This window comes from Undibacterium sp. Ji42W (genome assembly GCF_049340405.1).
Classification (GTDB): domain Bacteria; phylum Pseudomonadota; class Gammaproteobacteria; order Burkholderiales; family Burkholderiaceae_D; genus Undibacterium.
Genome location: NZ_JBMPOV010000001.1, coordinates 37,164 through 54,498 on the forward strand (window position 1 = coordinate 37,164; position 17,335 = coordinate 54,498).

General features: G+C 50.9%; 16 protein-coding genes. 10 read left to right on the forward strand and 6 right to left on the reverse strand.

The window, feature by feature from the left end:
* The first annotated feature begins 3 nt into the window (after positions 1–3).
* The gene (locus tag ACO0LG_RS00165) at positions 4–1,455 is read left to right on the forward strand and encodes a DUF1501 domain-containing protein (protein ID WP_423022168.1); all 1,452 of its coding nucleotides are present in this window, start codon (positions 4–6) and stop codon (positions 1,453–1,455) included.
* A gap of 62 nt (positions 1,456–1,517) precedes the next feature.
* Here the strand turns inward: ACO0LG_RS00165 and ACO0LG_RS00170 are convergent, their stop codons facing one another.
* Both ACO0LG_RS00170 and dcd read right to left on the reverse strand, forming a co-directional pair.
* A complete protein-coding gene (locus tag ACO0LG_RS00170) occupies positions 1,518–2,438 on the reverse strand; it encodes a glutaminase (RefSeq protein ID WP_423022170.1) in 921 nt (306 codons plus the stop codon).
* Positions 2,439–2,462: 24 nt separating this feature from the next.
* On the reverse strand, positions 2,463–3,029 hold the full coding sequence (gene dcd / locus ACO0LG_RS00175) for a dCTP deaminase (RefSeq protein ID WP_186945400.1): 567 nt from the start codon (positions 3,027–3,029) through the stop codon (positions 2,463–2,465).
* Between the two features lie 395 nt (positions 3,030–3,424).
* Here dcd and ACO0LG_RS00180 point away from each other — a divergent pair, with 395 nt between their 5' ends.
* From ACO0LG_RS00180 to ACO0LG_RS00205, 6 genes are all read left to right on the forward strand, one after another.
* Positions 3,425–5,668, forward strand: a complete 2,244-nt coding sequence (locus ACO0LG_RS00180; protein WP_423022172.1) for a YgiQ family radical SAM protein — start codon at positions 3,425–3,427, stop codon at positions 5,666–5,668.
* Positions 5,669–5,832: 164 nt separating this feature from the next.
* On the forward strand, positions 5,833–6,123 hold the full coding sequence (locus ACO0LG_RS00185) for a hypothetical protein (RefSeq protein ID WP_423022174.1): 291 nt from the start codon (positions 5,833–5,835) through the stop codon (positions 6,121–6,123).
* Positions 6,124–6,289: 166 nt separating this feature from the next.
* Positions 6,290–7,394 (forward strand): peptide chain release factor 2 gene (prfB, locus tag ACO0LG_RS00190; RefSeq protein WP_422970728.1). Its coding sequence is split into 2 segments (ribosomal slippage): positions 6,290–6,370 and positions 6,372–7,394, totalling 1,104 coding nucleotides; the frame shifts between segments, so codons are not numbered across the junction.
* Between the two features lie 91 nt (positions 7,395–7,485).
* A complete protein-coding gene (gene lysS, locus ACO0LG_RS00195; protein WP_423022176.1) occupies positions 7,486–9,021 on the forward strand; it encodes a lysine--tRNA ligase in 1,536 nt (511 codons plus the stop codon).
* A gap of 84 nt (positions 9,022–9,105) precedes the next feature.
* Positions 9,106–10,893, forward strand: coding sequence for an ABC transporter ATP-binding protein (locus tag ACO0LG_RS00200; protein WP_423022178.1), 1,788 nt, complete (start codon positions 9,106–9,108; stop codon positions 10,891–10,893).
* 108 nt (positions 10,894–11,001) lie between these two features.
* Positions 11,002–11,475 (forward strand): cupin domain-containing protein, encoded by a 474-nt coding sequence (locus ACO0LG_RS00205; RefSeq protein WP_423022180.1) that lies wholly within the window; start codon positions 11,002–11,004, stop codon positions 11,473–11,475.
* 30 nt (positions 11,476–11,505) lie between these two features.
* On the opposite strand, the gene ACO0LG_RS00210 is transcribed toward ACO0LG_RS00205, so the two are convergent.
* The 3 genes from ACO0LG_RS00210 to ACO0LG_RS00220 form a co-directional block, all read right to left on the reverse strand.
* Complete coding sequence (locus ACO0LG_RS00210; protein WP_423022182.1) at positions 11,506–12,501, reverse strand: NAD(P)/FAD-dependent oxidoreductase; 996 nt, start codon at positions 12,499–12,501, stop codon at positions 11,506–11,508.
* Positions 12,502–12,575: 74 nt separating this feature from the next.
* Positions 12,576–12,779 (reverse strand): hypothetical protein, encoded by a 204-nt coding sequence (locus ACO0LG_RS00215; RefSeq protein ID WP_423022184.1) that lies wholly within the window; start codon positions 12,777–12,779, stop codon positions 12,576–12,578.
* 91 nt (positions 12,780–12,870) lie between these two features.
* Positions 12,871–13,320 (reverse strand): CBS domain-containing protein, encoded by a 450-nt coding sequence (locus ACO0LG_RS00220; RefSeq protein ID WP_162041529.1) that lies wholly within the window; start codon positions 13,318–13,320, stop codon positions 12,871–12,873.
* A gap of 188 nt (positions 13,321–13,508) precedes the next feature.
* Here ACO0LG_RS00220 and ACO0LG_RS00225 point away from each other — a divergent pair, with 188 nt between their 5' ends.
* The 3 genes from ACO0LG_RS00225 to ACO0LG_RS00235 are packed head-to-tail and all read left to right on the forward strand — an operon-like array spanning position 13,509 to position 16,257.
* Positions 13,509–14,819 carry an O-acetylhomoserine aminocarboxypropyltransferase gene (locus ACO0LG_RS00225; RefSeq protein ID WP_423022186.1) on the forward strand — a complete coding sequence of 437 codons (1,311 nt, stop codon included), beginning with the start codon at positions 13,509–13,511 and terminating at the stop codon, positions 14,817–14,819.
* Between the two features lies 1 nt (position 14,820).
* Positions 14,821–15,627, forward strand: a complete 807-nt coding sequence (locus ACO0LG_RS00230; RefSeq protein WP_423022188.1) for an alpha/beta fold hydrolase — start codon at positions 14,821–14,823, stop codon at positions 15,625–15,627.
* 6 nt (positions 15,628–15,633) lie between these two features.
* Positions 15,634–16,257 (forward strand): LysE family translocator, encoded by a 624-nt coding sequence (locus ACO0LG_RS00235; RefSeq protein ID WP_423022190.1) that lies wholly within the window; start codon positions 15,634–15,636, stop codon positions 16,255–16,257.
* 7 nt (positions 16,258–16,264) lie between these two features.
* Here ACO0LG_RS00235 and ACO0LG_RS00240 read toward each other — a convergent pair whose 3' ends face one another.
* Positions 16,265–17,335 (reverse strand): sulfotransferase family protein, encoded by a 1,071-nt coding sequence (locus ACO0LG_RS00240; RefSeq protein ID WP_423022192.1) that lies wholly within the window; start codon positions 17,333–17,335, stop codon positions 16,265–16,267.

Consider the following 17,335-nt stretch of genomic DNA (forward strand, 5'->3'; position numbering starts at 1 on the left):
ATCATGACTAAATTGAACGCTTCACGCCGTGAGTTTTTGCGCATCTCAACCGCTCTTGGTGTTGCCGGCGCTGCAGGGAGTGCCAGCTTGCCTTTCGCCATCAACCTGGCAACCATGGGTTCAGCTGCAGCACAAACCGCACCTGGTGGCTACAAGGCACTGATATGCCTGTTTCTGTATGGCGCCAACGACCATGCCAATACGGTACTGGCAACTGACAGTACGTCCTGGAATCAATACACGACTGTGCGTACCACCAACGAGGCAGGATCAATAGCCCTGCCCGCTGTTGGCAGCAATGGCGGTGTTTTACCCATCAGCCCGACCACATCCCAGGCTGGCCGCAGCTTCGCATTGCATCCGCAACTGGGGCCATTGAAAAGCCTGTTTGACAATGGTCGTGCAGCGATACTCAGCAATGTCGGCCCATTGATAGTGCCAACCACATTGGCACAATACAAAGCTGGCAGCGTACCTCTGCCGCCGAAACTGTTTTCCCATAATGACCAGCAATCTCTGTGGCAAGCCTATGCACCAGAAGGTGCAGCTTATGGCTGGGGTGGGCGTATGGGTGACATGCTTGCCTCTTCCAATTCCTATCCTGTATTTACGGCAATTTCAACGTCTGGCAATGCAGTGTTCCTGGCTGGCCGCAATATCAATCAATACCAGGTCAGCGCATCTGGCGCAGTGCCTATCAATGGCTTGACCGGCAGCCTGTTCGGCACCAGTACCGCCGGTAACCCGCTGAAGAATATCATCTCATCAGATAGCGCCAATCTGTTCCAGAAAGAACATGCGGCCGTCACTAACCGCTCCATTAATGCACAAAGCCTGCTGAGTCCGGCGATGGCACCTGCGGGGGCCACTGGCGTTCCCAACCCGACTCAATATACCAATCCAAATAACGGAAACCTGGCCACCAATGGACTGGCATCACAACTGCAAACCATCGCCAGGATCATCGCCGGGCGCAGCGCGCTGGGCGCGCAAAGACAAGTGTTCTTTGTCAGCCTGGGTGGATTCGATACGCATGATTTCCAACGCACTGCACATGCAGATTTGATGGCCAGGCTGGCTCACGCCATCAGTTATTTTGATGGCGTCATGGGAAACTTGCAGGGTACTGATATGCGCAAGCAGGTGACCCTGTTCACAGCTTCGGATTTTGGCAGGACTTTTACCAGCAATGGCGATGGCACTGATCACGGCTGGGGTTCACACCACTTCATCGTTGGTGGCGCAGTCAAAGGCAACAACATTTATGGTGACTTTCCGGTAACGGGGCTTAAACATAGCCTGGACGTAGGTTCGGGCAGCTTGCTGCCACAGGTTTCGGTCGATCAATATGGCGCGACACTGGCAAACTGGTTTGGGCTGAGCACAAGCCAGATCAATGATATCTTCCCGAATATCACTAATTTTTCTAATCGTAATCTAGGTTTCCTGGCTTAAGCAGTATTCGTCGCTGCGCGCTTGAGGGCATGCAGTGACACCTCAGTGGCAATCACAGGAAATCAGAATATAGACCGGGCTGTCAGGGTAGTGAAACGTTCCAGAGCATAAGTACCCGCCAACGAGTTGCCAGTCGCATCCAGCCCAGGCGACCAAACGGCCACTGCCAACTCACCCGGCACCAGCGCCAAAATACCGCCACCAACCCCACTCTTGGCTGGCAAACCCACGCGATAGGCAAAATCACCTGCTGCATCATAGGTGCCACAGGTCAGCATCAGTGCATTGAGGCGCTTGGATGAGCTGGCATCCAGGATTTGCTGCCCACTCCAGGGTACGCGGCCATGATTGGCAAGGAAACCGCCAGCCTTGGCCAATTCAGCGCACGTCATCGTCAGCGAGCATTGACGGCAATAACTGTCGATGACCGTTTTGACGGGGTTGTGCAGATTGCCAAAATCTTTCATCAAATGCGCGATCGCATAATTGCGATGCGCAGTCTGGCGTTCAGACTGCGCAACGGCTATATCAAAATCGATAGTAGCCTCGCCCGATATCGTTCGGGCAAACTGCTGAACGGCAATATCCGACTGTACAAAGCGGGCCGACAAAATATCGGCAATGACCAGCGCGCCCGCATTGATAAACGGGTTACGCGGCTTGCCACGCTCATATTCCAGTTGCACCAAGGAGTTGAAGGGGTTGCCGGAAGGCTCACGCCCTACCCGCTCCCAAATCGCATCGCCTTCGCGAGAAAATGCCAGCGCCAGGGCAAACAGCTTGGTCACACTTTGCAATGAGAATTTTTGCTGACTATCACCTATGTTGTAGGTGCTACCATCCAGGCAATACACAGCCATGCCAAAATGTTGGGCTGACACTTTGGATAATTCAGGAATATAGGAAGCCACTTTCCCCTGAGACAATAAAGGCTGGACTTCAGAAAAAATGGTCTGAAGTATGGCTACATAATCCGGCTGCATGAATTTTTGTATTGAGTCTTGTATTCAGGTTTTTGGCAAAGTTACACCGACTTGGCCCTGATATTTACCGCCACGGTCTTTGTAAGAAGTTTCACACACTTCATCACTTTCAAAGAACAGCACCTGGGCACACCCTTCACCTGCATAAATCTTGGCTGGCAATGGTGTGGTATTGGAAAACTCCAGCGTCACATAACCTTCCCATTCTGGCTCAAACGGTGTGACGTTGACGATGATACCGCAGCGGGCGTAGGTTGATTTACCGAGACAGATAGTCAATACGCTACGCGGAATACGGAAATACTCCATCGTGCGGGCCAGCGCAAATGAGTTTGGTGGAATGATGCATACGTCACCCTTGAAATCGACAAAAGATTTCTCATCGAAATTTTTTGGATCAACAATGGTGCTGTTGATATTCGTAAAAATCTTGAATTCGTCGGCACAGCGTATATCGTAACCATATGAAGAAGTTCCATAGCTGACGATGCGGTTGCCATCACGCTCACGCACCTGACCAGGTTCAAATGGCTCTATCATGCCGGTTTGTTCCGCCATACGGCGTATCCACTTGTCTGATTTGATACTCATATGCTTCTCCTGCCAAATTGATATTGGCGCGATTTTACGCGAAAACAGCTATATCTAATATGGAATTAGCCCTTAAAAAGATAAACAAATTCGAAAAAATTTGCTTCAATCAGCCTATCCAGACTGTCTGAATTAGCACTGCCAAGTCAATAGGGCAATTATAAAAAATTGGTTAAGGCTTACAGGCCCCAAAATCACAAGAATAAATTATTAACAAATATATCATCGCATTTGCATGCAAGCTTTTGATTTTTCAGAAGAATTTCCTTATTGCCGCGCAAAACCAGCGGCTTTCCGGTACAATTCCGCCAATGAACGCTCAGCCTAAAAATCTATTCTCATTCCCCCGTTTTCGCCCAGAAGTTGGCGGGAAAAATACTGCACCATTTCTCCCTATGTCACGCGCCGAAATGGATGTGCTTGGCTGGGATAGTTGCGATGTTATCCTCGTCACCGGTGATGCCTATATCGACCATCCCAGCTTTGGCATGGCCCTGATAGGTCGCCTGCTGGAGCATCATGGTTTCCGGGTTGGTATCATCAGCCAGCCAGACTGGCATTCTGCTGATGCTTTCCGCGCTTTAGGCAAACCAAATCTTTATTTTGGTGTCACTGCCGGTAATATGGATTCCATGGTGAACCGATATACGGCTGACCGCAAGATACGCTCTGAAGATGCTTACACACCTGATGGTGACCGCACCAAGCGCCCCGACCGCGCCCTGGTCGTTTATGCGCAGCGCGCCCGTGAAGCTTACCCGGATGCCAATGTTGTCGCTGGCAGCATAGAAGCCAGTTTGCGTCGCATTGCCCATTATGATTACTGGTCTGACAAGGTGAAGCGCTCAGTCTTGCCTGACTCAAAGGCAGACATCCTGTTGTTTGGCAATGCCGAACGCGCACTCATCGATCTCACGCACCGGCTCGCTCAAGGTGAAGCTATCAAGGATATCCGCGATTTGCGCGGCACTGCCTTCATGACGCCGCGTGGCTGGTTGCCAGATGAAGAATGGACAGAAATAAATTCCGTCAAAATAGACACGCCAGGCAAAATAGAGGCGCATACCGATCCGTATGCAATGATCCCGGAGAAAGAGGCAAAATGCGCCACTGGCGATGCTGCCACATCCGCAGAAACTAAGCCTGATGTCAAGCCCGAAACCAAGGCTGATGTCGTGCAATTGCAAGCCATACGCATCATGAGCCGCGAAGAGCGCCAACTCATGCTGCGCAACAAGCAACATAAATCGGTCATACGCCTGCCGTCCTTTGATGAAGTCAAGGATGATGCGGTGCTGTACGCCCATGCATCCCGTGTCTTCCATCTGGAAGCCAATCCCGGCAACGCCAAGGCGCTGGTGCAAGGGCATGGCGACCGCGATGTATGGTTGAACCCTCCGCCACTGCCGCTGGCCATGGATGAGATGGATGGCGTGTATGACCGCGCCTATGCACGCGCCCCACACCCTGCTTATGGCAAGTCACGCATACCAGCCTGGGAGATGATACGTTTCTCTGTGAATATCATGCGCGGCTGCTTTGGTGGCTGTACTTTTTGCTCGATTACCGAGCATGAAGGCCGCATCATACAAAGCCGTTCAGAGCCATCGATTTTGCGCGAGATAGAAGAAATCCGCGACAAGGTCAAAGGCTTCACAGGCACGATCTCTGATCTGGGCGGACCAACGGCGAACATGTATCGCCTGGCCTGCAAGGACAAGAAGATAGAAGAATCCTGTCGTCGCCTGTCCTGCGTCTACCCGAGTATCTGTTCCAACCTCGGCACCGATCACAGCAAGCTGATTTCCATTTACCGTAAGGCACGCGCCCTGCCGGGCATCAAAAAGATATTGGTCAGCTCAGGCCTGCGCTATGACCTTGCAGTACGCTCACCAGAATATGTAAAAGAACTGGTCACTCATCACGTTGGCGGCCTGCTGAAAATAGCACCTGAACATACCGAAGCTGATACTCTGTCCAAGATGATGAAGCCCGGCATAGGCAGTTATGACGAGTTCAAGGCCATGTTCCAAAAGTATTCAAAAGAAGCTGGCAAGGAACAATACCTGATCCCGTACTTCATTGCTGCCCATCCGGGTTCGACGGATGAAGACATGGTGAATCTGGCGATCTGGCTCAAGAAAAATGATTTCAAGCTCGATCAGGTACAAACCTTCATGCCCACGCCTATGGCACTGGCAACGACCATGTACCATACCCGCAAGAATCCGTTGAAGAAAGTGACGGCAGATTCGGAAGTTGTAGAGACAGCTCGCTCTGGCAAGGTACGCAAACTGCACAAGGCATTGTTGCGCTATCACGCACCGGAAAACTGGGAAATCATCCACGAAGCGCTGGTACGTATAGGCAGGCGTGACTTGATAGGCAGCGGCCCCAAGCACTTGATCCCGCTACGCCAGCCGCACATACCTATCACCATCGATGAAAGTGGTGTCGCCAATGGCAAACGCGTAGCAGCACCAAAAATTGATACTTTTGGCAAAAAGTCTTATTCCCGATCTGCAGGAAATGCAAAAACAACACCAGGCAAACCTGCTGCCACCAGTTCTGCACGGCCTGCGCTGGCGTACAAGGCAGCAAAGCCTAAGGCTGCGACCAGCAAGACAGGCAGACGCTAGCAAATTAACAATCAACAATAATCTGAAATAAATGGAAGCTGTGTTGACCTCGCCGGTCAGCACAGCTTTTTTTTAAGCTTGCCCTTTTCATGTCCTGCCACTGATGTAGAATCAAATCGTCACTTGCCACCAAATCCAGGTCATCAACACCACAGGGAGGAAGTATGAAACACATGAAAACAGTATTAATACTTGAGCATACTGAAGAAGTTTTCGACAAGCTCACCTGTGATGTCTGTGGTGCAGAATCCAAATGGGATGAGAACTGGGCGGCCAAAGAGCATGAAAAGTCCATCACCACCCTGCAACTGGAAGAGGAAGAGTCCTTCCCCCATGGCGGTCAGTCTACCCAGACGCAATACCATATCTGTCCATCCTGCTTCAAAACTCACCTGGCAAAGTGGATGGAAAGCCACAGGGAATCGAAACCCACCATCACCAACTCAGTATGGTAAAGACGCGCAATGTAGTGAATGATAAATGTAGCAAGTGATCAATAAACCCTGGCAAATCTACCGGGGTTTACTATCGTTTAAGCATACCCAAGTGAGCAATTTACATCAAGCGCCCTGCAGCAAGGTATAATACAAGGTTTGATTGCATTAGAAAAGTATACCTATCATGGAAGCTGAACGCCTCAATAGCCTGTCCGCCCTGCTCGCCGACCTGACAGTTCGCGAAGCCGAACTTCGGAGGTATCTTTGACTTCGATATCAAGTCAGAGAAACTGGAACAAGTCAACGCCGAACTCGAAGACCCTGCCGTCTGGAATGACCCCAAGCGCGCGCAAGAATTAGGCAAAGAAAAAAAATCCCTGGAAAACGTCGTCAATACGCTTGTCAAAGCGGATAGCGGCCTGCGCGATGCGAACGACCTGTTCGCCATGGCGCGCGAAGAAAATGACGACGATACCCTGGAAGCGATAGAAGTGGATGCCCAGAGCCTGCGTGAGCTGGTTGAAGGCATGGAATTCCGCCGCATGTTCAACAACCCCATGGACCCAAACAACTGCTTTATCGATATTCAGGCTGGTGCTGGTGGTACCGAAGCACAGGATTGGGCATCAATGCTGTTGCGTCAATATTTGCGTTATTGCGAGCGCAAGGGTTTCAAGGTTGAAATCATGGAACAATCTGACGGCGACATCGCTGGTATCAAGACTGCCACCTTGAAAGTCGAAGGCGAATATGCCTACGGCTACTTGCGTACAGAAACCGGCGTACACCGCCTGGTGCGCAAGTCACCATTTGACTCCAACAATGGCCGCCACACATCCTTCTCCAGCCTGTTTGTTTATCCTGAAGTGGATGACTCGTTTGAAATCGACATCAATCCGGCAGATGTGCGTACCGATACTTACCGCGCCTCCGGTGCTGGTGGTCAGCATATTAATAAAACCGATTCCGCTGTCCGTTTGACCCATGGTCCTTCCGGCATTGTCGTGCAATGTCAGAATGACCGCAGCCAGCACAGGAATCGTGCTGAAGCATGGGAAATGTTGAAGGCTAAATTGTTTGAGCTTGAGCTGCGCAAGCGCATGAGTGAAAAGCAAAACCTGGAAGATTCCAAGACCGACGTCGGTTGGGGTCACCAGATTCGCTCTTATGTACTGGATCAATCCCGCATTAAGGATTTACGCACGAATTTTGAATCAGGCAACACCAAGGCAATTCTGGATGGTGACCTGGATGAATTCATCGCGGCATCCTTAAAGCAAGGCGTGTAATTAATTTTGTACAGTGCGCAGGCGACCGCCTGCGCAGCCTTAAAGAATCAAAACCCGCAGGCCAGATGCCTGCCCTCCCTTAGGGAAAATTATGTCCGATATCAATAACACGACAGCAGGTGAATTGCCTGTTGATGAAAATTCCATCATCGCCGAACGTCGCGCCAAACTCGATGCTATCCGCTCCAAAGGCGTAGCGTTTCCCAATGATTTCCGCCCACAACACAAAGCAGCGGAACTGGCAGAGAAATATGGCGCAATGAGCCGCGAAGAACTGGAAGCACTGAATGTTGAAGTCAGTGTCGCTGGCCGTATGATGTTGAAACGTGAAGCCGGCAAAAAAGCAGCCTTCGCGACCTTGCAAGATGCCTCTGGCATCAAGGCTGATGGCCGCATACAGTTGTATGTCACCACGGACAAAACTGGCGAAGCCGAAATGGAAGCCTTCCGTCACTATGACCTGGGCGATATCCTGGGTATAGAAGGCGTCCTTTTCAAAACAAAAACGGACGAATTGACAGTCAAGGTCACGACCTTACGCATGCTGACCAAATCCTTGCGCCCATTGCCTGACAAATTCCATGGTCTGGCCAATCAGGAAACCAAATACCGCCAGCGTTATGTCGACCTCATCATGAGCGAAGACACGCGCCGCACTTTCAAGGCGCGTACCGCAGCCATGAACTCTATCCGCACATTCATGAACAGCAATGATTTCATGGAAGTGGAAACGCCGATGTTGCATGTGATACCTGGCGGCGCTGCAGCCAAGCCTTTCATCACTCACCACAATGCGCTGGACATGCAAATGTATTTGCGTATCGCGCCTGAGCTGTATTTGAAACGTCTGGTCGTCGGTGGTTTTGACCGCGTGTTTGAAGTCAACCGCAACTTCCGCAATGAAGGGGTATCACCACGCCATAATCCAGAATTCACGATGATGGAATTCTATGCTGCCTATGTCGATTACAAATGGCTCATGGATTTTACTGAACAAGTCATCCGCAAAGCGGCTGAAGATGCGCATGGCACCGCCGTGCTGACCTATCAGGGCCGTGAACTGGATTTAAGCAAGCCTTTCCAGCGCCTGACCATTGTCGGTGCCATCAATAAATATGCGCCAGGTTACACCGACGAGCAATTGCATGATGCTGAATTCATCAAGACAGAATTGCGCAAATTTGGTGTCAAACCTTTTGCTACAGCTGGCTTGGGCGCATTGCAACTGGCCCTGTTTGAAGAAACCGCAGAAGCGCAGTTATGGGACCCGACCTATATCATCGATTACCCGGTTGAAGTCTCACCGCTGGCACGCGCGTCCGATACAGTCGCAGGCATTACCGAACGCTTTGAGCTATTCATGACAGGCCGTGAAATAGCCAATGGCTTCTCGGAATTGAATGATGCAGAAGACCAGGCAGCACGTTTCCAGGCACAGGTTGCAGCAAAAGATGCTGGCGATGAAGAGGCCATGTACTATGATGCTGATTATATCCGCGCCCTGGAATATGGCCTGCCACCAACTGGCGGTTGCGGTATAGGTATAGACCGTTTAATGATGTTGATTACTGATTCACCTAACATCCGTGACGTGATTTTGTTCCCGCATCTGCGCCGGGAAGATTAATAATTGACATAGTCAAGCATAAATAAGGAAGGGACTGTAGAATTTGCAGTCCCTTTTGTTTTCTGTCATCAAGTAAATCCTGCCATGCCACCAGTCCACCCGCTTAAAAAACTCCTGAATTATGCCAAGACCTATAAAACTGATCTTCGCCTGGCAACTATCTATTCGATATTGAATAAATTCTTTGATGTCTTGCCGGAGGTTTTGATTGGCGTCGCAGTGGACATTGTCATCAATGGCGATAAAAGTTTTTTGGCAAAGCGGGTACTTGGCGGCTTTGGCGTTACTGACACCTGGCATCAACTGATGTTCCTTGGCGCAGTAAACGCGCTGATCTGGGGTGGTGAATCCTGGTTTGAATATCTGTTGTCAATCAAGTGGCGCAAGCTGGCGCAAAATCTGCAGCATGATCTACGTCTTGATACTTACGACCACGTCCAAAAACTGGAGATGGCTTATTTTGAAAACCAGCGCACCGGCAACCTGATGTCCATCTTGAATGAAGATATCAATCAGATGGAACGTTTCCTCAATGGCGGTGCTAACCAGATCATCCAGGTTATCTGTTCTTCCATCATGGTCAGCGCGGTGTTTTTCACATTACAACCGTCTCTCGCTGTTATCTCCTTGTTGCCCGTTCCGTTAATATTGATAGGCGCATTCTGGTTTCAAAAACGCCTGGCACCGCGCTATTCTGAGGTGCGCGAAGCTGCTGGAGACGTCAGCGCTCGACTGAACAATAATTTGCTGGGTCTGGCCACCATCAAAGCTTTTGCGACCGAGACTTTTGAAAAGAATCATATAGCCGAAGCCAGCAACACTTATCGCGAAGCCAACAGCAATGCAATTGCTATCAGCGCCGCTATCACACCTGTCATACGCATGGCGATTCTGGCGGGCTTTACCGCCACTCTGGTATACGGTGGATGGCTGACCTTGCAGGGTGACCTGGCAGTTGGCGCATATTCAGTACTGGTATATCTGACGCAACGCTTGCTGTGGCCCATGACAGGGCTGGCTGAAGTTGCAGATATGTACCAGCGCTCGATGTCAGCCATAGACCGCGCCATGGGCTTGCTGGATACCAAAATCAATATCCCCTATGAAGGCAAACATGTAGCACCTTCACAGATCAAGGGCGATCTGCAGTTTGATCAGGTGGATTTTGCCTACGGTGATCAGAAAACTTTGCAGCAAATCAGCCTGCATATACCAGCAGGCAAAACAGTCGCCTTTGTCGGCTCGACCGGTTCAGGCAAATCGACCCTGGTGAAACTACTTTTGCGTTTCTACTCTGCACAAGCCGGGAAAATTACACTCGATGGCACAGAGATCAATGAGATCAACCTGCAAGACCTGCGCCGTTGCATAGGCTATGTTGCACAAGACAGTTTCCTGACCGATGGCACGATAGCTGACAATATTGCCTATGGCATGCAGGATGCGGGCGATGCCGCCATCAGGGATGCGGCACAGGCAGCAGAAGCCATGGAGTTCATCTCCAAATTACCGCTGGGCTTTGCCACACGCATAGGTGAGCGCGGACAAAAACTCTCTGGCGGCCAGCGTCAGCGTCTCGCATTGGCCAGGGCAATTTTGAAAAACCCACCTATACTGATACTGGATGAAGCCACCAGTGCTGTCGATAATGAAACTGAAGCAGCAATCCAGCGCAGCCTCGATGTTGTCAGCCGCAACCGTACCACCATTGTCATCGCCCATCGCTTATCGACGGTGCGACAGGCAGATTGCATACACTTGCTGGAGGCTGGCAAGATCATAGAAAGTGGCACCCATGACGAATTGCTGGCACTGGATGCCGGTTATGCGGCCCTGTGGCGCTTACAGACCGGTGAACGCGCTCATGTATAATTTGAGGCCAGGCTAAATGACAAAGGTTAAACAGGTTCTAGTTTAACTTTGTTTTTCATACTGAATGGCAATTCGGTGCTACTCTTACAACATGGGAGAGTACAAAGCATGAAAAAATCACTGACGATAGGCGTAGCTGCCGTTTTGCTTACCTTGATGGCGGTTACCTCCTATCAGGCTATCGCCTATGTCACGCAGGCACAGCCGGCAAGCGCTACGGCTGTTAATTTGCCCGTCAAACCATTTGAGGTTGATCCATCCTGGGTCAAGGAAGGCAAGCCGAATTTCCGTGCCGCTGAATTTTTCAAATCCCATGATGGCGACACCAGTTCAGGCATTTTTGAGTGCGATGGCCCCTCTACTTTTGAATGGCATTACCAGCTTGATGAAAGTATCTATGTGCTGGAAGGCGGCGTAGATATTGAATATGAGGGGAAAAAGTTTTCCCTCAAGCCTGGTGATACCGTGCTCTTCCGTGCAGGCACGAAAGCACTCTGGCACGTACCTAGGGGCATACGCAAGAGCTGGACCCTGCATGATGCTGGCAAACCCGCACGCGGGCTTGCCAAGTTACTCAAATAAGCCCAAATAAGCACAGCAACAAGCCGACAATCAGTCAGGAATAGCCTTTGCCAGTGCCAGCGCACTGAGGAAGGCATTTTCCACCTTGCCCGTACCTTCAAGACCAGCAGCAAACCAGTCTCCGCAGACGCCTATACCCTGCTTGCCATTCCATAAGAAATCAGAAGCCACTGGCTTTACTGCCTCGGCATAGCGCCAGCGGTGTACGACAGCATGGATGGGCTGTATCCATGAGCCAGTCGCTTCATGAAAGGCCTTGGTCAGTTTTTCCTTGACCCGCTCATCATCATCTTCCAGATGTTCAATACTCCAGGCCTGAGTAGCGTGACAAACCCAGCGTTCGCCCGCTCTGTGCAGGGGCTTGGCATCATCATGCGCTATCCAGCCAAGGCGGGAATTATTGATCCAGGCACCGTCATATGGCAAATCCAGTGAGGTCTGGAAGCCCAGCATCAGCGTCCAGCATGGTGCCAGATGAGCCTGCTTGGCCTGTTTGGCCAAGGCTGGCACCACGCTCAACAGGGGTTCGGCCTGGTCAGCGGGAATAGCCAGTATCACAGCATCAAACGGCCCGGCAGTTGCTGCAATCGGCACCGTTGCCGAACGGATGGACAGCAACCACTGCTTGCCATGCGCTTCCAGCGCACTCACCTGCTGCTCTGTACGTACGTCCAGGCCATGCGCCAGTTGCTTGCCCAGCGAACTCATGCCAGGTACAGCGATATAACGCGTACCACTACGCCCTGCTGGCTTGCTACTACCAGCTTCCAGCGTCGCCAGTTTGGCCGTCCAGGGAACGACCCAGCCAAATTTTTTCCAGTCTGCAATTTCTTTTTTAAAGCGGTCCGAGCTGGCAGTGAAATATTGCGCTCCATGATCAAAACCGCCTAACTCTGTGTGCCTGGTACTCATGCGACCACTGACGCCCATGCTTTTTTCATACACAGTGACATGATGACCTTGCGTCTGTAATTGTCGCGCAACTGTCAACCCTGCTAATCCGGCACCAACAACGGCGATATGCATATTATTTTCCTTATCTAGCGTCCAAACAGACAATAAAAAACGCCCGCTATACAAGCTTGCGGGCGTCAATTGGTTTAGTGCATATTGATATCTACTTTAGGGACAGCGTTCTCACGGCCATGCAGGCTGGCGCGACGTGCTGTACAGTCAGGAACACTGCCCCTGACCAGGCGCAGCATCCTGGCAACACTGCGGTCAGGCGCGTGTTGCATGACTCTCGTGCAAGGTATAGGTAGACCAGAGAAACCTGAACTTGCTGCGCCGCTGCTAAGTTTCATGCTAAGTTTCATTCGCGATCCTGAAATAGATATCGACACACCTTGATCTTTGCACTTTGATCTTTATTGATCAATGCGCAAGCATTCGTGATTACTGCTCGTTTTCTTCCACGGGCCAGTCACGAATATAGGCTTTCAACATCTTGTTTTCAAAACTTTGCGCTTCCAGCACGGCTCGGGCTACGTCATAGAATGAAATAACACCTAGCAGAGTTTTGGCATCCATGACAGGCAGGTAGCGTGAATGCTTTTCCAGCATCATGCGGCGCACTTCATTCACTTCTGTTTCTGGTGTCACAGTCAGTGGGTGGTCATCCATATACTTGCGCACAGTGCCATTCCCAAGTGAGCCCTGGTTTTTATGAATCGCACGTATGACTTCACGGAAAGTCAGTATGCCAACCAGATCGCCGTATTCCATCACGACCAGAGAACCTATGTCTTTCTCTTCCATGACGCTAACGGCTTCGGTGATGGGGATATCAGGTGTGATCGTGAAAAGGATGTTACCTTTCACTTGAAGTATCTCTGAAACTTTCATGATGTCCCTCCTCTTATACATTTTTGTGAGCCTTCATTGCAATGTATCGCAAGCCTTGCAAAAAATCCAGCATGTAAAATATTTTATTCATCATTTCACGCGCTTTGCTCCAAGTTTTGGCCCACCTTTTGCACCTTGGGCATGAGCGATGGTAGCATTGCTGCCTCACAATATGGAGAGTCTCACTGATGAGCGGCCCTAAATACCAAGGCTTTGATACCCTGTCCCTGCATGCAGGGGCTGCGCCTGACCCTGCCACAGGCGCGCGTGCCACCCCCATTTACCTGACATCCTCTTTTGTGTTCAAGGATTCAGATCATGCAGCGTCCCTCTTCAATATGGAAAGAGCAGGTCACGTCTATTCACGCATCTCCAATCCCACCAATGCTGTGCTGGAAGAAAGAATTGCTGCACTTGAAGGTGGTGTTGCAGGCATAGCCGTTGCCAGCGGGCAAGCTGCCATGCATCTGGGTCTGACAACCATAGCCGGAGCAGGCTCTCATGTCGTTGCATCCCGCGCCTTGTATGGGGGTTCGCAAAACTTGCTGGCCTACACCATGAAGCGCTTTGGCATAGAAACCACTTTTGTCGATCCACGCGATCTGGATGGCTGGCGTACTGCCATACGCCCGAACACCAAGGTGCTGTTTGCAGAAACCCTGGGCAACCCAGGACTGGACGTGTTGAATATTCCCGCAGTTGCAGAAATTGCGCATGAACATCACTTGCCGCTGATGCTGGACTCGACCTTTACCACCCCCTATCTGCTGAAACCGTTTGGTCATGGTGCCGACCTGGTGTTTCATTCAGCCACCAAGTTCCTGTGCGGCCATGGTACTGCCATAGGCGGTTTGCTGGTCGATGGCGGCACGTTTGACTGGCAGGCCGCCTACGAAAAGACCGGGCACTTTGCTGAGCTTTGTGAGCCTTATGATGGATTTCATGGGATGGTGTTTAGCGAAGAATCAACAGTCGCGGCATTTTCACTCAGGGCCAGGCGAGAAGGTTTGCGCGACTTTGGTGCCTGCATGAGCCCGCACAATGCCTTTACCATCTTGCAAGGCATAGAAACCCTAGGCATGCGCATGGACAGACATGTCGCAAACACCCGCAAAGTAGTCGAATTTCTGGTGGCGCATCCGGCGGTCGATTCAGTCTATTACCCTGAACTGGAAAATCACCCTGACTATGAACTGGCAAAGACCTTGCTACCCAAAGGTTGCGGTGCAGTATTTTCATTCAATATCAAAGGCAACCGTGCCGCGGGGCAGCGTTTTATTGAATCACTGAATATCTTCTCTCACCTAGCCAATGTCGGCGATGCCAAGTCCTTGGCTATCCATCCGGCATCAACCACGCACTTCCGCGTGCCGGCAGAGCAGTTGCTGGCATCTGGTATTACCGAAGGAACCATGCGTCTGTCGATAGGACTGGAAAATGTCGAAGACCTGATTGAAGACCTATCCCGTGGCCTCAAAGCTGCACAGAAAGGAGCCTGAGATGATATTTGAAGTCTATGGGCATGCAGCCTATTGCTATACCGGTGGCAAAGCTTACAACCCAGCATTGCCCACGCTGGTGTTCATCCATGGAGCACAAAACGATCACTCAGTCTGGGGTTTGCAGACCCGCTATCTGGCGCATCACGGCTTTAATGTATTGGCAGTCGATTTGCCTGGCCACGGCCGCAGCAAAGGTCAGGCGCTGACCAGTGTAGAACAAATGGCCGGCTGGCTGCTTGCTTTACTGGATATCGCGGGTATAGCGCAAGCCACGCTGATTGGGCATAGCATGGGTTCCCTGATCGCACTGGAGAGCTGCTTTAAAGCTAACTCACGCGTCAGCAAACTCATCATGGTTGGTACGGCCTACCCCATGAAAGTATCCGATACCCTGCTCAATGCCGCACGCGACGAAGAGCAAACGGCTATTGATATGGTGAATATCTGGTCCCACACGTCCATTGCACACAAACCGTCTTGTCCAGGCCCGGGATTTTATGTCATGGGTGTCAGCCAGCGCCTGATGCAGCGCATATCTGCTATCAATCCTGACAAGGTTTTTTATACGGACTTTGCTGCTTGCAATGCGTATGCCAATGGCGAAGCTGCCGCGCAATCGGTGACTTGCCCCAGCCTGTTCATACTCGGCAAAAAAGACATGATGACGCCAGCCAAGGCCAGCCTGACCTTGAGCAAAACCATCGCAAACAGCCAGCAAAAGATCATAGACAATTGCGGCCATTCATTGATGTCTGAACAGGCTGATCAGGTTCTGACGGCTATTCACGATTTTGTGAAGGCCTAAGCAACGATGGCAATGAATCTTGAAAGCTGGGCATTGTTTACCGCCACAGAGGCTGCCTTGTCGCTGTCGCCCGGCCCCGCAGTCATGATGGTGGTCGCCTATGGCATAGCAAGGGGATGGCGCACATCCCTGTTTGTCACGCTGGGTATATTGACGGGCAATGCTATTTACTTTGCAGTCTCGGCGACAGGCATAGGTTCGCTGATACTGGCATCACCTAAAGTATTTATGGCGATCAAATATCTGGGTGCAGCTTACCTGGTCTATCTTGGTTTGTCGGCCATCTTCGGCAAGCCATCACCGCTGACCATATCCAAACTGGATGGAGTAGTGCTCAGTGGCAGGAAGATATTCAGCAGCGCACTGACGCTGCAATTAATGAACCCTAAAACACTGTTGATGTTTGTAGCGATATTGCCGCAATTTATAGACCCCAGGGAGCCGGTGGGCATACAGATGCTGATACTGGCAGCTTGCTCCATCATTCCTGAATTTTTTATTCTGCTCGGATATGGAATGCTGGCCAGCAAAGCCAGTCACTGGGCAACCCAGGAAAGGTATGCAGTGATTACAGAAAGAATAGCCGGCACGCTGGTAACAGGTGCCGGCATCATGGTCGCACTGGTTTAATTTTACTTTATACGTGCGCAGGCAGGCGCTGATTCAGGCTTGCCAGGTAATCTGCTCTGAAGCGGCGCAAGACATAGTCTTTGTAATTGTCATGCTTCAGGCTATCCCAGGCCTCTACCCTGCCTTTGCTGGACTTGTCTTTCGCTGCAGCCAGCACTTCCGGGCTCAATTCCAGGCTGGCATCCGTCATCATTTCATAACCATACAATTGCATGAATTCTTTGGTCAGGCTTTCTATGACTTCAATTTCCTGCATGCTCAATTGCTGCTTGAATTTATCCTTGTTGGCCATGACAGGCGGGAAGCGGTTGGTGGCCCACAATGCTGACATCTGTGATATCTGCTGCGCTTCGCTGGAATGAGTAACATCGAGCATCTCTGGCAAAAACTGTATGCCAAAGAAATCGCAAATCGCCCGCAGAACAGTTTCCTGGCTATTCAAAAAATCTTCATAACGTATGGTCAGCACTCTGTCTGGATGACGCTGGATAATATCGCGCGTTAACTGGTGCGCTTCCAGCCATGCAAGCGCATTCAGTGTCGAATCATAATCGTGGATGATGGCCTTGTTCATCGAAGCGACCTGTGCCCGGGGGTCCCTGACCACATTCAGGAACAACATATTCGGAAACAGTTGCAATAACTCTTCTGCATAATGCACACTGTCGAGTGACTTATCCATGACGATGCTGGCATGATGATGCTCACCCGTGCGCAGCAACAACTCCCACAATATCCTGTGCACGCTGCGCTGGTCATTCTTGATGGATTCAAACACATCCACAGGGTCAAATACCATGTCTTTCCATTTGACCATGCTGGCGGCTTGCAAGCCGACGACATCAACAACCAACCGAAAATAAGACTCATCATCACTCAGGTCACCATAGCGTGGCACCAGGGGCATGAAGTCTACAATATGCAGGGGATAAGGCGAATAAAATTCCTTGCTGTTATTTAAACGCAGGCGTAGGGCATGGCTACCGCAGCGGCGTAAGGGTATCATCAGGACAGGGGTCGGTCGCTTATTGGCAGCGGCCGCTTTTTGTACACTGGTCACACTATCTGATTCTGCCAT